Here is a 14,442-nt window from a genome sequence, read left to right as displayed (position 1 = left end):
GCCCCGCGCCCCTTTGGGGCGCGACCCTGACGGTCGGTCCTACGATCTGCTGATCCGATCGGGGGAAGTGGTCGTCCCGCCCGCCGTGCTCCACCCGGGACGTTGCAGAGCGTGAACTAGGCTCTGCAACACGCCCGAACCGGAGTCCCGGCGGGCTCGCGTGAGCGGTGGGACGGGAGTGTGGCCCGTGACGGATCAGGTCGTGGAGACAGGCGACGTGCGGCCGGCCGGGCGCGCTGCCGGGGAGATCGAGTTCCTGGGCCGCACACGGGAGTTGAAGGAACTGCGCGCCGATATCGAGCGCGCCGGACTGGACACCCTGGCCGGCCGCAAGGCACCCCGCGCGCGCGTGCTGCTCATCGCCGGCCGGCCCGGATCGGGCCGTACCGCACTCGCCGAGGAACTCGTCCGGCAGGTTGCGGACCGTTACCCCGACGGGGTACTGCGCGCAAGCCTCACCGAACCCGACGGAACCCCCGTCCCCGTCGGCCGGGCCGCCCGGGACCTCCTCACCGCCCTGGACGAGCGGGCGCCGGCCGGTGCCTGCGTGGACGACCTCACCGACGCCCTGCGCACCGCCCTGGCCGACCGCCGGGTTCTGCTCCTGCTGGACGACGCGGCCGACGCCGAGCAGGTCGACGCCCTGTTGCCCGACACGCCGGACTGCCTCGTCGTCGCGGTCTCCGAAGGCCCGCTGACCGGCATCTCCGACGTCCGCCCCTGCACCCTGGGCGGTCTGGACGCCAAGTCCGCGGTGGAGCTGCTGGCCCGTCACACCGGCTCGGTCCGCATCACCGTCGACCCCCGGGCCGCCGAGGGCCTCGCCGAGGAGTGCCAGGGGCAGCCCGCCGCCCTGATACTGGCGGGCGGCTGGCTCGCGGCCCGCCCCAAGGCCGCCGTCTCCGACCTCGCCAAGCAGCTGCGCGCCGAGGACACCGAGGGCACCGCCCTGACCCGGGTCTTCCGGCTCGCCCACGCCGCCCTGCCCGCGGCCGCGGCCCGGATGCTGCGCCTGCTCGCCCTCGCCCCGGCCGGGCTGGTCGACCCGCAGACCGCCTCCGCCCTCGTCGGCTCCTCGGTCGGCAGCGCCCGCACCCTCCTCGACGACTTCGTCGCCCTGGGCTTCCTGCGCGCGGTGGACTCCCCGCTGCCGCAGTACGAGGTGCCCGGCTGTCTGCACCCGCAGCTGCGGATCCTCGCCGAGCACCACGAACGCCCCGCCGAGCTCCAGCTGGCCCGTGCCCGCATGCTGGAGCGGACCGTACGGCTGCTCCAGGCCTGCCGGGCCATCACCGAGACCGACAGCCCCCAGGCCCGCCAGAAACTCCTCGACATGCCGCGCGCCCTGCGCTTCCCCACCCCGCGGGCCGCCGCCGACTGGCTGCGCCTGACCCGGCCCGCCCTGCTGGCCTCGGCCCGGCTCGCGGTCGCCGACGGCGAGCTCGACACCCTGGCACGACGGCTCATGTCCCAGCTGGTCCGGGCGATGGCGGCCCACATCGGCACCCAGGCCGCCGCGCCCGACCTCTACGACATCCACCGCATGCTCCTCGGCATCGCCGAGCGCCGGAAACTGCCCCGCGAGCGCGCCGCCGCCCTGCTCAACCTCGGCGACCTCGACGCCCGCACCGGCCGCACGGCCGACGCGCTGACGCGCTACCGGGCCGCGCTGGACGCGGGACGCGAGGTGAACGACCCGTACGCGACCGGCCGCGCGATGGAATCCGTAGGCGGTGCGCACCTGGACCTCGGCGACTTCGACCGGGCCGCCGACTGGTTCGGGCGCGCCCTGGTCGAGCGGCTCGCCCGGGACGAGCGCGCGGAGGCCGCCCGGCTCTACGGGCGGATCGCCGCCGCCCACACCTTCGCCGGCCGCTACGGCGAGGCCCTGCGGAACTGGCGCGCGGCGATCGCCGGACACCGCAAGAACGGCGACGTGGCCGCCCAGGCGCGGGCCCTGAGCGAGCTGGCGCGGGTCCAGGAGTACGCGGGCCGCCCGGAGGAGTCGCTGCGCACCTGCCGGGAGGCCGTGGAGTGGGCCCGGCGCGCCGAGGATCCGCGGTTGCAGGCGGCCCTGCACCTGCGGGTCGCCGACACCCTCGAACACCTCGGTGACCCTGCCTCGGCCGCGCTGCACCGGGGCGCCGCCGAGCGGATTCTCGACGACTCAAACCTTCAAAATGACCCTGACGCCTGCGAAATCCGTACCGCATCAGTCGAAGATTGATGCAATGAAAGGCTAGACAGCGAGAACACCTTCATTAGACTGGCTCTGCCGCACGTTCTCCTGCGGTCTCTCCCGGTGTGCCCGTGTGTGCCCGGGTATGTCTTAGTAAGAACCCCCCATGCCCTCTGAGCCAAGGACCGTGATCGACGTGAAGGTCGGCATCCCCCGCGAGGTCAAGAACAACGAGTTCAGGGTGGCCATCACCCCCGCCGGCGTGCACGAGCTGGTGCGCCATGGCCACCAGGTCGTCATCGAGCGTGGCGCCGGCGTCGGCTCCTCGATCCCCGACACCGAGTACGTCGCCGCCGGTGCGCAGGTCCTCGACACCGCCGACGAGGTGTGGGCCGCCGCCGACCTGCTGCTGAAGGTCAAGGAGCCCATCGCCGAGGAGTACCACCGCCTCCGCAAGGACCAGACGCTCTTCACCTACCTGCACCTGGCCGCCTCCAGGGAGTGCACGGACGCCCTCCTGGAGTCCGGCACCACCGCCATCGCCTACGAGACCGTCGAGCTGCCCAGCCGCGCGCTGCCGCTGCTCGCCCCGATGTCCGAGGTCGCGGGCCGGCTGGCCCCGCAGGTCGGCGCCTACCACCTGATGCGCGCCAACGGCGGCCGCGGTGTGCTGCCCGGCGGTGTCCCCGGCGTGCTGGCCGGCCGCGCTGTCGTGATCGGCGGCGGTGTCTCCGGCTGGAACGCCGCGCAGATCGCCATCGGCATGGGCTTCCACGTGACCCTGCTCGACAAGGACATCAACAAGCTCCGCGAGGCGGACAAGGTCTTCGGCACGAAGATCCAGACCGTCGTCTCCAACGCCTTCGAGCTGGAGAAGGGCTGCCTGGAGGCCGACCTCGTCATCGGCGCCGTGCTGATCCCGGGCGCCAAGGCCCCGAAGCTGGTCACCAACGAGCTCGTCTCGCGGATGAAGCCCGGAAGTGTCCTTGTCGACATCGCGATCGACCAGGGCGGCTGCTTCGAGGACTCCCGCCCGACCACCCATGCCGAGCCGGCCTTCCGGGTCCACAACTCGGTCTTCTACTGCGTCGCCAACATGCCCGGCGCGGTGCCGAACACCTCCACCTACGCGCTGACCAACGCGACGCTGCCGTACATCGTCGAGCTGGCCAACCACGGCTGGGTGGACGCGCTGCGCCGCGACCCGGCGCTGGCCAAGGGCCTCAACACGCATGACGGCAAGGTCGTTTACCGCGAGGTGGCCGAGGCGCACGGCGTGGAGCACGTGGAGCTGACCTCGCTGCTCGGCTGAGCCCGCACAGCCGGAAAGTCGGCTAAGTGACCAACCGGCAAAGGCGATACTCCCCCGATCTCGGCTTCGCTCGATCGGGGGGACCCCATAACGGGTCGTCAACGCCGCCCATCCGGCCGGACCTTGCCCGACAAGGTCCGGCCGGATGTGTGTATGGTCACTTCGCGATTCTCGCGCAACTCGCCTCGAACGTAACCCTTCAACCGATTCGCACACCGGTGAAACCTGCCGTGCGACGGCCGTACGCCCTTGACAGCGGGATGTTTCATTGCCGACACATCGGGCCGGGTCCGGCGGATTGTGTTGCTGCGGACGCCCGACACGCCATAGAGTCGCCAGCTGTCGGCATGGTGCCACGCTGACCTGTCTAGAAGTTTCCTGGTCACCAAGGAGGTAAGACGACTTGTGAATGAGTCGACATTTACTCCCGGGGGTGGCCAACCAGGAATGCCTGCACGGGACCAGGAGCCCGCGGGATTCGCGGCTGTCGGCTCCGTCGCTGTGCGCACCTTCGCAGCCCACCAGAGTCAGCAGGCGACTCACACAGCACACCAGAAGATGGATGGCCATCACGTGAACGCCATGGCCGGCGACGGAAGTGGCGCGCCCCACAACCACTTCGCCGACTACGACGAACTGCCCGAGGGGCACTTCTACGACCCCGACGCGGAGTACGAGCCCGATCCCGAGTACGCGGCCACTCTTGCGCCCGACGCGGCCAGACAGCGCCGCGAGCGCGTCGGTCCGACCGGGCGCCCGCTGCCGTACTTCCCGATCCCGGGCCCGCTGCCCGAACACGGACCCGCGAAAATCATCGCGATGTGCAACCAGAAGGGCGGCGTGGGCAAGACCACGTCGACCATCAACCTGGGTGCCGCGCTCGCGGAGTACGGACGCCGGGTCCTGCTCGTGGACTTCGACCCGCAGGGCGCGCTGTCGGTCGGACTCGGCGTCAACCCGATGGAGCTCGACCTCACCGTCTACAACCTGCTCATGGAGCGGGGGATGGCGGCCGACGAGGTGCTGCTGAAGACGGCGGTCCCCAACATGGACCTGCTGCCCAGCAACATCGACCTGTCGGCGGCCGAGGTCCAGCTCGTCTCCGAGGTCGCCCGCGAGTCGACGCTGCAGCGCGCCCTGAAGCCGCTGCTGCCCGACTACGACTTCATCGTCATCGACTGCCAGCCCTCGCTCGGCCTGCTCACGGTGAACGCCCTGACGGCCGCGCACAAGGTGATAGTGCCTCTGGAGTGCGAGTTCTTCGCGCTGCGTGGTGTGGCCCTGCTGACGGAGACCATCGAGAAGGTCCAGGAACGGCTCAACCCGGAGCTGGAGCTCGACGGTATCCTCGCCACGATGTACGACTCGCGCACGGTGCACAGCCGTGAGGTGCTCGCGCGGGTCGTCGAGGCGTTCGACGACCACGTCTACCACACGGTCATCGGGCGCACGGTCCGCTTCCCGGAGACCACGGTCGCCGGTGAGCCGATCACCACGTACGCCTCCAACTCCGTCGGTGCCGCCGCCTATCGCCAGCTCGCCAGGGAGGTGCTCGCCCGGTGTCACGCCGAGTGAGTCTGCCGGGGGCCGACGAACTCTTCCGTACGACAGGGGGGATGGCGCTTCAGTCGTCCCAGCCCAGGCGTCAGGCCAACGGCGACGCCCGGGTGCCCGCTCCGGCGGGGGAGGGCGACGCGGCGGCCGGGGAGGACGCGCCGCAGTCGGTACCCGCGCAGGGCGGTGACGGTGAGGGTCCGGAGCATGTCGCGGCGGACGCGGAGCCGGCCGAGGCCGGGGAGGCCCACAGCCGTTCCGCGGCCGCAGAGCGCTCCGGCTCCGCCCGTCAGCAGACGGCGCAGGAAGGTTCTGCCACCGGTGCCGCAGGGGCCGCGCCCCGCAAGCGCGGCCGGAGTCCCTCGCGCCGCCCCAGCGGCCGTGAGCGGCACGACGAGAAGATCACGGTGTACGTGTCGGCCGAGGAGCTCATGGACCTCGAGCACGCCCGTCTGGTGCTCCGTGGCGAGCACGGCCTGGCCGTGGACCGCGGACGCATCGTCCGCGAGGCGGTCGCGGTGGTCCTCGCCGACCTGGAGACCCGCGGAGACGCCAGCATCCTCGTACGACGACTGCGCGGGCGGTAGCGGTAGCCTGCGAGGGCCATGACCTCGAACGCTTTCCCACCTCCCCCCGGCGGCCCGGCAGGCCGCCGGCGTGCGCTGGGGAGGGGGCCGGGGGCTCCGCGGACGGCTCCGCCGGCTGAGCGGCCAGAGGTCGGGCCGCCGGAGGCCCCGCCTCAGCAGGGCGAGCCGCCCCTCGCACCAGAGGAGGCCGGCCCCGCCGCGCTGCCGGCCGAGCGGCCCGGGAGCGGGGCGGCCGAGTCGCCCATGCCTCCCGCGGAGAGCGACGGGACGGCTCCGCCGGTTGAGCCGCGGGCGGTGACGGACCAGTACGGAGCATCGCCTGCGAGCGCGGCAGCCGCGCGTGCGGGCCCCGCCGCCCCGGTGGCCGAGCCGAACTTCTCGCCCGACGACGCCAGGCCCGTCTCGGCTGCGCCGACCGGATCCCTGAAAGCCGCGCCTTCCGGGCCGGTGGACACGGCCGGGCCTATGGCGCCGCCTGTGGACGTGGCCGGGTCTTCGGCGCGGCCTGTGGAGGCGGCCGCGCCCTTGGCTCCGCCTGCGGACGCGGCCGGGCCTACGGCTCCGCCTGTGGGCGTGGCCGGGGCCACGGCGCGGCTTGCGGAGGCGGTCGGACCTGCGGCGCCTCTCGCGGACGTGGTCGGGATCACGGCATCGCCCGTAGGCGTGTCCGGGCCCATGGCGCCGCCTGTGGACGTGGCCGGGCCGGTGGGCGGGGGTGTATCGAGGGGGGCCGGCGCCGAGACGCGGCCTGCGGATGCGGTAAGCGCGCTCGACAGGCCCTCCGCCCCCGCCCCGAGCCAACCGCCCCCTCCCGGTACCACCGACGCGGCGGCGGGCGACGGGGTCTTCAAGGTTCGGCTCGCCAACTTCGAGGGGCCCTTCGATCTGCTGTTGCAGCTGATCTCGCGGCACAAGATGGATGTCACCGAGGTCGCGCTGTCGAAGGTGACCGACGAGTTCATGGCCCACATCCGGGCGATGGGGCCGGACTGGGACCTGGACGAGACGACCGAGTTCCTGGTCGTCGCCGCCACCCTGCTCGATCTGAAGGCCGCGCGGCTGCTGCCCGCCGCCGAGGTGGAGGACGAGGGCGATCTCGCGCTGCTCGAAGCACGGGACCTGCTGTTCGCCCGGCTGCTGCAGTACCGCACGTACAAACAGATCGCCGACATCTTCAGCGGGCGGCTCGACGACGAGGCCCGGCGCTACCCCCGTACCGTCGGCCTCGAAGCGCACCACGCCGAGCTGCTGCCCGACGTCGTCATCAGCATCGGGGCGGATGGATTCGCCAAGCTCGCCGTGAAGGCGATGCAGCCGCGGCCCAAGCCGCAGGTCTACGTGGACCACATCCACGCCCCGCTGGTCAGCGTGCAGGAGCAGGCGCAGATCGTCGTGGCCCGGCTCAGGGAGCTGGGCGAAACCAGTTTCCGGGCCCTCGTGGCGGACACCGACGACACTCTGACCGTCGTGGCGAGGTTCCTCGCCCTGCTGGAGCTGTACCGCGAGAAGGCCGTCGCGCTGGAGCAGGAGACCGCGCTCGGGGACCTGCTCGTGCGATGGACCGGCGGGGACGGGGACGAGACCCCGACCGTCACCGACGAGTTCGACCGGCCGCCCGAGCCGCCGAAGGAGGAGAAGAAGGCGTGAGCGAGCGAACGACCGAGCTGCCGGCCGGACCGCGTACCGTCGCCGACCTCGATCTGAAACCGGCCCTGGAGGCCGTCCTCATGGTCGTGGACGAGCCCGCGACCGAGGAGCACCTCGCGAAGATACTGGAGCGGCCGAGGCGCCAGATCGCGGATGCCCTGCGCGAGCTGGCCGACGAGTACACCGTCCAGGGCCGCGGATTCGAGCTGCGGTACGTCGCGAACGGCTGGCGCTTCTACACGCGGGCCGCCTACGCCCCGGCCGTCGAGCGCTTCGTCCTGGACGGCCAGCAGGCCCGCCTCACCCAGGCCGCCCTGGAGACCCTGGCGGTCGTCGCCTACCGGCAGCCGGTCAGCCGCAGCCGGGTCTCGGCCGTCCGCGGAGTCAACTGCGACGGTGTCATGCGCACCCTCCTCCAGCGCGGTCTGATAGAGGAGGCGGGCACGGAACCCGAAACAGGTGCGATCCTGTACAGGACGACGAACTACTTCCTGGAGCGGATGGGCCTGCGCGGTCTGGACGAGCTCCCGGAACTCGCGCCCTTCCTCCCCGAGGCGGAGGCGATCGAGGCCGAGACCCAGGAAGGCGTACCGTCGTTCGACCCGGACGCGCCTGACGACGACGTGCCGGGCAGCCCGGGGAACCCGGGGACCCACGACGAAGACGACCAGACGGAACTTTGATGCGAAGCAGCAGCGGCAGGAACAGCAGCGGAAACAACGGCGGGAGCCGTGGTGGCAACAGCGGCGGCCGCGGCGGAAGTGGTGGTGGTCGCGGCAACTTCCGCGGCGCCGGCAACAACCGCGACGACAAGCAGGGCAGCGGCCGTCCGAAGAAGCCGCGCCCGGAGGAGCGGCGCTACGACGTGGGCCCCGGGGCGACGAAGGACGGCCCCAAGGCCGGGCGTGGCGGTGCCGCGCGCGGCGGCGCCAAGGGCGGGCCCAAGCAGCCCCAGCGGCAGGGACGTACGACCCCGGCACGCCCGCGTGAGTACGAGGCGCAGGTCGAGGAGCGCAACCGCGACCGCTACGCCGGGAAGAAGGAGGTCAAGCTCCCGAAGACCTTCCCCGGCGCCGAGCAGGAGGGCGAGCGGCTGCAGAAGGTCCTCGCCCGCGCGGGCTTCGGCTCCCGGCGCTCCTGCGAGGAGCTGATTGAGCAGGCCCGCGTCGAGATCAACGGCGAGATCGTCCTGGAGCAGGGGCGGCGCGTCGACCCGGAGAAGGACGAGATCAAGGTCGACGGCCTGACCGTCGCCACGCAGAGCTACCAGTTCTTCTCGCTCAACAAGCCCGCCGGTGTCGTGTCCACGATGGAGGACCCGGAAGGCCGGCAGTGCCTCGGTGACTACGTCACCAACCGCGAGACCCGGCTCTTCCACGTCGGCCGGCTCGACACCGAGACCGAGGGCGTCATCCTGCTCACCAACCACGGCGAGCTGGCCCACCGGCTGACCCACCCGAAGTACGGCGTGAAGAAGACCTACCTCGCGCACATCGTCGGGCCCATCCCGCGTGACCTGGGCAGGCAGCTCAAGGACGGCATTCAGCTGGAGGACGGCTACGCCCGCGCGGACCACTTCCGGGTCGTCCAGCAGACCGGCAAGAACTACCTCGTCGAGGTCACCCTCCACGAGGGCCGCAAGCACATCGTGCGCCGGATGCTCGCGGAGGCCGGCTTCCCGGTCGACAAGCTGGTCCGGGTCTCCTTCGGGCCGATCACCCTGGGCGACCAGAAGTCGGGCTGGCTGCGGCGGCTGTCCAACACGGAGGTCGGCATGCTGATGCAGGAGGTCGACCTCTAGGGACCCCGTCTCTCCGAGGGCTTGTGAGTCACCCGCACCCCCTTTTATAGTCGTGCTGACTATTAAAGGGGGTGTTTCGGCGTTCGCCATGAACGGCTACGACGCATACGCCCACGAGCCCTTCGCCGTCACCGTCGACCTCGCGGTGTTCACACTCCGGGAGGGGACGCTGCACGTGCTGCTCGTCGAACGCGGGCAGGAGCCGTACGCCGGGCACTGGGCGCTGCCCGGCGGATTCCTGCAGCCGGACGAGTCGGCGGAGACGGCCGCCCGGCGCGAACTCGCCGAGGAGACCGGCCTGTCCGATGTCTCGGGGCTGCATCTGGAGCAGCTGCGGACCTACAGCGAGCCCGGCCGCGATCCCCGGATGCGGGTCGTCTCGGTCGCCTTCGCGGCGTTGCTGCCCGACGCCCCCGAGGCGCACGGCGGCAGCGACGCGGCGCAGGCCCGCTGGGTGCCGTACGGCACGGCGGGGCCGCTCGCCTTCGACCACGACCGCATCCTGGCCGACGCCCACGACCGCGTCGGCGCCAAGCTCGAGTACACCTGCCTCGCCACGGCCTTCTGCCCGCCCGAGTTCACCCTCGGCGAGCTCCAGCGGGTCTACGAGACCGTGTGGGGCACCGAGCTCGACCGGCCCAACTTCCGGCGCAAGGTGCTCGCCACGCCGGGCTTCGTCGCACCCGTCCCGGGCGCCGCGCGACTGACCGGCGGCCGCGGCAAACCCGCCGCGCTGTACCGCGCCGGCACCGCCACCGCCCTCCACCCGCCTCTCCTCCGGCCCGCCCGGGAAGGACACCCCGCATGACCACGCTCGTCCACAAGCAAGCCGCCACCGGAGCGCTCACGGGCCTGGCCCTCGGCGACGCGCTGGGCTTTCCCACCGAGTTCGACGACGTCCCGGCGATCCTCGCCAAGTGCGGGCCCTGGCGGGAGATGGAGCTGCCGAAGCGCGCCGTCGTCTCGGACGACACCCAGATGACACTGGCGCTGGGCCACGCGGTGCGGACCGCGATGGACCGCGGGGTGCTCGCCCCGCTGCGAATGGTGCGGCCCCTGCGCGAGGAGTTCGTGAACTGGTACCAGTCCCCGGAGAACAACCGGGCTCCGGGCCGCACCTGCATGAAGGCCTGCCATCTGCTGAAGGACGAGTCCCGTCCCTGGCAGGACGCCAGCCAGACCGAATCCAAGGGCTGCGGTGCCAACATGCGCGTCGCGCCGCTGGGCCTGGTGTCCGGCCTGAGCGACGAACAGCGCGCGGGCGCCGCCCAGCTGCAGTCCGCCCTCACCCACGGGCACCCCACCGCGCTCGCCGCGTCCGACCTCACCGCGCACGCCGTACGCCTGCTCGCGCAGGGCGCGGAGCCGACCGGGCTGATCGGCCTGCTCCGCTCGTACGCCCTGGAGAACCGCGGCCACTACCACGAGCGCTGGCTCGGCGACCTGTGGCGGCGGGCCGGGGACCCCGGCCCCGGGCAGTTCATCGCGCGCGGCTGGGACGAGTGCCTGGAGGTCCTCGAACGGCTCCGGCACGCCGTGCGCACCGTCTCGCCGGAGACCGACCCCTGCCTGGCCACCGGCGAGGGCTGGATCGCCGAGGAGGCCCTGGCGACCGGGTTGCTGTGTTTCCTGCTCTTCGTCGACGAACCGGTGACGGCCCTGCGCCGCGCCGCCTGCACCGCCGGCGACTCGGACTCGATCGCCTGCCTGACGGGCGCCTTCGCGGGTGCCTACCTGGGCGCGGAGGCCTGGCCCACCGAGTGGGCCGACCGCGTCGAGTACCGGACCGACCTGCTCACCCTCGGGGCGCTGTGGGACGCGTGACGCCTCGGCCCCGGTCGCGGGCCGTCCTCACGTCAGGCGAACCGAGTTCCCCTCCACCGTGATCTTCTCGGCGGGCAGCGGCCGGGTCGCCGGGCCGTGCGCCACCGCGCCGTCGGCGACGCGGAACGTGCTGCCGTGGCAGGGGCAGTTGATCGTGCCGTCGGAGACGGTGGACACCAGGCAGCGCTGGTGGGTGCAGATCGCCGAGAAGGCCTTGAACTGCCCCTGCTCCGGCTGGGTCACCACGACTTCTTCGTCCTTGAAGATCTTGCCGCCGCCGACCGGGATCTCGTCGGTGTTCGCCAGGACCTGGCCGGCGGGCCCGCTCGTCGCGTCCCCGCCGGTGGGGGACTGCGTCGACGTGGAGCCGCTGTCGCCGCCTCCTCCGCCGCAGGCCGTGACGAGCGCCGCCGCGCCGGTCGCGCCCGTCGCGAGGAGAACCGTGCGGCGCGTGGTCTCGTAGGTCATGTCGTCACTCCGAAAGTGCTGAAGAGGGATGAATCGGAATATGCATCATCTTGGCACCGAACTTGCCCGAACATGCCGATCCTGGCGTCTCACCGGGCGGGCGCCGCGCACCCGGGCCGCCCGGGCTGACTAGGCTGGTCGGACGTAGAGCGACACGCACGTCAGCAAGGAGCATCGCCGTGGCGGTACGAGCGGTCCGGGGCGCCGTCCAACTCGAACGGGACGAGGCCGGGCACATGGACGAGCAGGTCGGAGCCCTGCTCACGGAGATCCTGGAGCGCAACGATCTCGCCGCCGACGACCTGATCAGCATCTGGTTCACGGCCACGCCCGACCTGCACAGCGACTTCCCGGCCGCCGCCGCCCGCAAGCTGGGCATCGTCGACGTGCCCCTCATCTGCGCCCAGGAGCTGGACGTCGAAGGCGCCATGCCGCGTGTCGTCCGGGTCCTCGCGCACATCGAGTCCGACCGGCCCCGCGCCGACATCGCCCACGTCTACCTCGGTGCCGCCGCCGCCCTGCGCAAGGACATCGCCCAGTGAGGACCGCACTCGTCATCGGCACCGGCCTGATCGGGACGTCCGCCGCCCTGGCCCTGTCCCAGCGGGGCGTCACCGTGCACCTCGCCGACCCGGACCCGGAGCAGGCCCGTACGGCGGCCGCCCTCGGCGCCGGCACGGACGAGACGCCGGACGGGCCCGTCGACCTCGTGATCGTCGCCGCCCCGCCCGCGCACGTGGCGGACGTGCTCACCGACGCCATCAGCCGCGGTGCGGGACGCGGCTACCTCGACGTCGCCAGCGTGAAGGGCGGGCCGCGCCGCGAGCTGGAGGCGCGCGGCCTCGACCTGTCCGCGTACATCGGCTCGCACCCCATGTCGGGCCGGGAGAAGTCCGGACCGCTGGCCGCGACCGGCGACCTCTTCGAGGGCCGGCCCTGGGTGCTGACCCCGACCCGGGACACCGACACCGAGGTGCTGAACCTCGCCCTCGAGCTGGTCTCGCACTGCCGGGCCGTGCCGGTCGTCATGGACGCCGACGCCCACGACCGTGCCGTCGCCCTCGTCTCCCACATGCCCCACCTGGTCTCCAGCCTGGTCGCCGCGCGGCTGGAGCACGCCGAGGAGGCCGCCGTACGGCTGTGCGGGCAGGGCATCCGGGACGTGACGCGGATCGCCGCCTCCGACCCCCGGATGTGGATCGACATCCTCTCCGCGAACCCCGCGCCGGTCGCCGACCTGCTCACGGACGTCGCCGCCGACCTGGAGGAGACCGTGCGGGCCCTGCGCGCCCTGCAGTCCTCCGACGACCACAAGCGCCGCGAGGGCGCCGGCGGTATCGAGGACGTGCTGCGGCGCGGCAACGCCGGGCAGGTCCGCGTCCCCGGCAAGCACGGCTCCGCGCCCCGGGCCTACGAGGTCGTGGCCGTGCTCATCGACGACCAGCCGGGACAGCTGGCCCGGATCTTCGCCGACGCGGGCCTGGCCGGCGTCAACATCGAGGACGTTCGGATCGAGCACGCCACGGGGCAGCAGGCCGGTCTGGTGCAGCTGATGGTGGAGCCGAAGGCGGCCCCGGTCCTGAGCGCCGCGCTGCGGGAGAGGGGCTGGGCGCTCCGGCAGTAGGCGGGACGCAGGGAGCCGGCCGACGCGCGGCCGGACGAGTGACGCGAACCCAGTAACCTTGTGCGGGGCACTCTCGCCCTCACCCCCGCCGAGCCGGTCCAGGAAGGTCCCCACTGTGGAAAGCGCCACGCCAGTGATTGTCGCCATCGACGGCCCCGCCGGCACCGGCAAGTCGAGCACCTCGAAGGCCGTGGCGGCCCAGCTCGGGCTGAGCTACCTGGACACCGGCGCCCAGTACCGGGCGATCACCTGGTGGATGGTGAGCAACGGCATCGACATAGACGACCCGTCGGCCATCGCCGCCGTCGCGGGCAAGCCCGAGATCGTCTCCGGCACCGACCCGGAGGGCCCGACCATCACGGTCGACGGCGTGGACGTGGCCGGTCCGATCCGCACCCAGGAGGTCTCCTCCAAGGTCAGCGCGGTCAGCGCGGTGCCCGAGGTGCGCAGCCGGATCACCGAGCTGCAGCGCTCGATCGCCGCCTCCGCCGAGCAGGGCATCGTCGTCGAGGGCCGGGACATCGGCACGACCGTGCTGCCGGACGCCGACCTCAAGATCTTCCTCACCGCCTCCCCGGAGGCGCGTGCCGCCCGCCGCAGCGGCGAGCTGAAGGGCTCCGACGTCCACTCCACCCGCGAGGCCCTGATCAAGCGGGACGCCGCCGACTCCAGCCGCAAGGCCTCCCCGCTCGCCAAGGCGGACGACGCCGTCGAGGTGGACACCACCGAGCTCACGCTGGCCCAGGTCATCGAGTGCGTCGTCACCCTCGTCGAGGAGAAGCGGGCCGGAAAGTGACCGAGCTGCCTTCGGCGCGGGGTGCCGAGGTCGGGCGGCGCATCGGCGTCGGCCTGATGTACGGGCTGTGGAAGCCGCGCGTGCTCGGCGCCTGGCGGGTGCCCGCGAGCGGCCCGGTGATCTTCGCGGTCAACCACTCCCACAACATCGACGGTCCGATGGTCATGGGTGTGGCGCCCCGGCCGACCCACTTCCTGATCAAGAAGGAAGCGTTCATCGGACCGCTGGACCCCTTCCTGCTCGGAATCGGGCAGGTGAAGGTCGACCGCGACACCACCGACCGCACGGCAATCACCCAGGCGCTCGGCGTCCTGGCCGAAGGCGGCGTGCTCGGCATCTTCCCGGAGGGCACCCGGGGGGAGGGCGACTTCGCGTCGCTGCGCGCCGGCCTCGCGTACTTCGCGGTGCGCAGCGGCGCTCCGATCGTCCCGGTGGCCGTGCTGGGAAGTTCCGACAAGCCCGGACGGTTGATAAAGGGGCTGCCTCCGCTGCGCTCCCGCGTCGACGTCGTCTTCGGAGAGCCCTTCGAGGCGGGCGACGGCAGCGGCCGCCGGACGCGCAAGGCGCTGGACGAGGCGACCGGGCGCATCCAGAAGCAGCTCGCGGCCCACCTGGAAAACGCCAGGCGCCTCACCGGGCGCTAGACGACA

At 72.3% G+C, this 14,442-nt stretch carries 14 protein-coding genes; 13 read left to right on the top strand and 1 reads right to left on the bottom strand.

Annotated features, from left to right (window positions below; translation table 11 throughout):
* Positions 1-187 precede the first annotated feature (187 nt).
* The 9 genes from HDC93_RS10930 (at position 188) to HDC93_RS10890 (ending at position 10,904) form a co-directional block, all read left to right on the top strand.
* Positions 188-2,227 carry a tetratricopeptide repeat protein gene (locus tag HDC93_RS10930; protein WP_185009597.1) on the top strand — a complete coding sequence of 680 codons (2,040 nt, stop codon included), beginning with the start codon at positions 188-190 and terminating at the stop codon, positions 2,225-2,227.
* A 139-nt stretch (positions 2,228-2,366) separates the two neighbouring features.
* On the top strand, positions 2,367-3,491 hold the full coding sequence (gene ald, locus HDC93_RS10925; protein ID WP_185009668.1) for an alanine dehydrogenase: 1,125 nt from the start codon (positions 2,367-2,369) through the stop codon (positions 3,489-3,491).
* Between the two features lie 447 nt (positions 3,492-3,938).
* On the top strand, positions 3,939-5,066 hold the full coding sequence (locus HDC93_RS10920; RefSeq protein WP_078625596.1) for a ParA family protein: 1,128 nt from the start codon (positions 3,939-3,941) through the stop codon (positions 5,064-5,066).
* Entirely contained in the window at positions 5,051-5,632 is a 582-nt protein-coding gene (locus tag HDC93_RS10915) for a hypothetical protein (RefSeq protein ID WP_185009595.1), read from the top strand. The genes HDC93_RS10920 and HDC93_RS10915 overlap by 16 nt, the downstream gene beginning before the upstream one ends.
* Positions 5,633-6,307: 675 nt before the next feature.
* Positions 6,308-7,279, top strand: coding sequence for a segregation/condensation protein A (locus HDC93_RS39290; protein WP_311774531.1), 972 nt, complete (start codon positions 6,308-6,310; stop codon positions 7,277-7,279).
* Positions 7,276-7,962 (top strand): SMC-Scp complex subunit ScpB, encoded by a 687-nt coding sequence (scpB, locus tag HDC93_RS10905; RefSeq protein ID WP_185009591.1) that lies wholly within the window; start codon positions 7,276-7,278, stop codon positions 7,960-7,962. The genes HDC93_RS39290 and scpB overlap by 4 nt, the downstream gene beginning before the upstream one ends.
* A complete protein-coding gene (locus HDC93_RS10900; protein ID WP_185009589.1) occupies positions 7,962-9,080 on the top strand; it encodes a pseudouridine synthase in 1,119 nt (372 codons plus the stop codon). The genes scpB and HDC93_RS10900 overlap by 1 nt, the downstream gene beginning before the upstream one ends.
* Positions 9,081-9,168: 88 nt before the next feature.
* Positions 9,169-9,888: an NUDIX domain-containing protein gene (locus HDC93_RS10895; RefSeq protein ID WP_185009587.1), complete on the top strand. Its 720-nt coding sequence runs from the start codon at positions 9,169-9,171 to the stop codon at positions 9,886-9,888.
* The gene (locus HDC93_RS10890; RefSeq protein WP_185009585.1) at positions 9,885-10,904 is read left to right on the top strand and encodes an ADP-ribosylglycohydrolase family protein; all 1,020 of its coding nucleotides are present in this window, start codon (positions 9,885-9,887) and stop codon (positions 10,902-10,904) included. The genes HDC93_RS10895 and HDC93_RS10890 overlap by 4 nt, the downstream gene beginning before the upstream one ends.
* 27 nt (positions 10,905-10,931) lie before the next feature.
* Here the strand turns inward: HDC93_RS10890 and HDC93_RS10885 are convergent, their stop codons facing one another.
* Positions 10,932-11,372, bottom strand: coding sequence for a Rieske (2Fe-2S) protein (locus HDC93_RS10885; RefSeq protein ID WP_185009583.1), 441 nt, complete (start codon positions 11,370-11,372; stop codon positions 10,932-10,934).
* Positions 11,373-11,551: 179 nt separating this feature from the next.
* On the opposite strand from HDC93_RS10885, the gene aroH reads away from it, so the two are divergent.
* The 4 genes from aroH (at position 11,552) to HDC93_RS10865 (ending at position 14,436) form a co-directional block, all read left to right on the top strand.
* The gene (gene aroH / locus HDC93_RS10880) at positions 11,552-11,914 is read left to right on the top strand and encodes a chorismate mutase (RefSeq protein ID WP_185009582.1); all 363 of its coding nucleotides are present in this window, start codon (positions 11,552-11,554) and stop codon (positions 11,912-11,914) included.
* A complete protein-coding gene (locus tag HDC93_RS10875; RefSeq protein WP_185009580.1) occupies positions 11,911-12,996 on the top strand; it encodes a prephenate dehydrogenase in 1,086 nt (361 codons plus the stop codon). Before aroH ends, HDC93_RS10875 begins: the two co-directional genes overlap by 4 nt.
* A 133-nt stretch (positions 12,997-13,129) precedes the next feature.
* Positions 13,130-13,792 (top strand): (d)CMP kinase, encoded by a 663-nt coding sequence (gene cmk / locus HDC93_RS10870; RefSeq protein WP_381585052.1) that lies wholly within the window; start codon positions 13,130-13,132, stop codon positions 13,790-13,792.
* Entirely contained in the window at positions 13,789-14,436 is a 648-nt protein-coding gene (locus tag HDC93_RS10865) for a 1-acyl-sn-glycerol-3-phosphate acyltransferase (protein ID WP_185009576.1), read from the top strand. Before cmk ends, HDC93_RS10865 begins: the two co-directional genes overlap by 4 nt.
* The last annotated feature ends 6 nt before the right edge of the window (positions 14,437-14,442 follow it).

It is taken from the genome of Streptomyces sp. AK010, assembly GCF_014207295.1.
Classification (GTDB): domain Bacteria; phylum Actinomycetota; class Actinomycetes; order Streptomycetales; family Streptomycetaceae; genus Streptomyces; species Streptomyces massasporeus.
Note: the sequence above shows the minus strand (reverse complement) of the source record. Positions and strands in the feature narration are given on the sequence as shown.

What these genes read in the sequence shown, in the direction of transcription:
- HDC93_RS10920 (WP_078625596.1), top strand. Translation starts at nt 3,939, where the DNA reads ATGCCTGCACGGGACCAGGAGCCCGCGGGATTCGCGGCTGTCGGCTCC.
- HDC93_RS39290 (WP_311774531.1), top strand. Translation starts at nt 6,308, where the DNA reads ATGGCGCCGCCTGTGGACGTGGCCGGGCCGGTGGGCGGGGGTGTATCG.
- HDC93_RS10900 (WP_185009589.1), top strand. Translation starts at nt 7,962, where the DNA reads ATGCGAAGCAGCAGCGGCAGGAACAGCAGCGGAAACAACGGCGGGAGC.
- HDC93_RS10895 (WP_185009587.1), top strand. Translation starts at nt 9,169, where the DNA reads ATGAACGGCTACGACGCATACGCCCACGAGCCCTTCGCCGTCACCGTC.
- HDC93_RS10890 (WP_185009585.1), top strand. Translation starts at nt 9,885, where the DNA reads ATGACCACGCTCGTCCACAAGCAAGCCGCCACCGGAGCGCTCACGGGC.
- HDC93_RS10885 (WP_185009583.1), bottom strand. Translation starts at nt 11,372, where the DNA reads ATGACCTACGAGACCACGCGCCGCACGGTTCTCCTCGCGACGGGCGCG.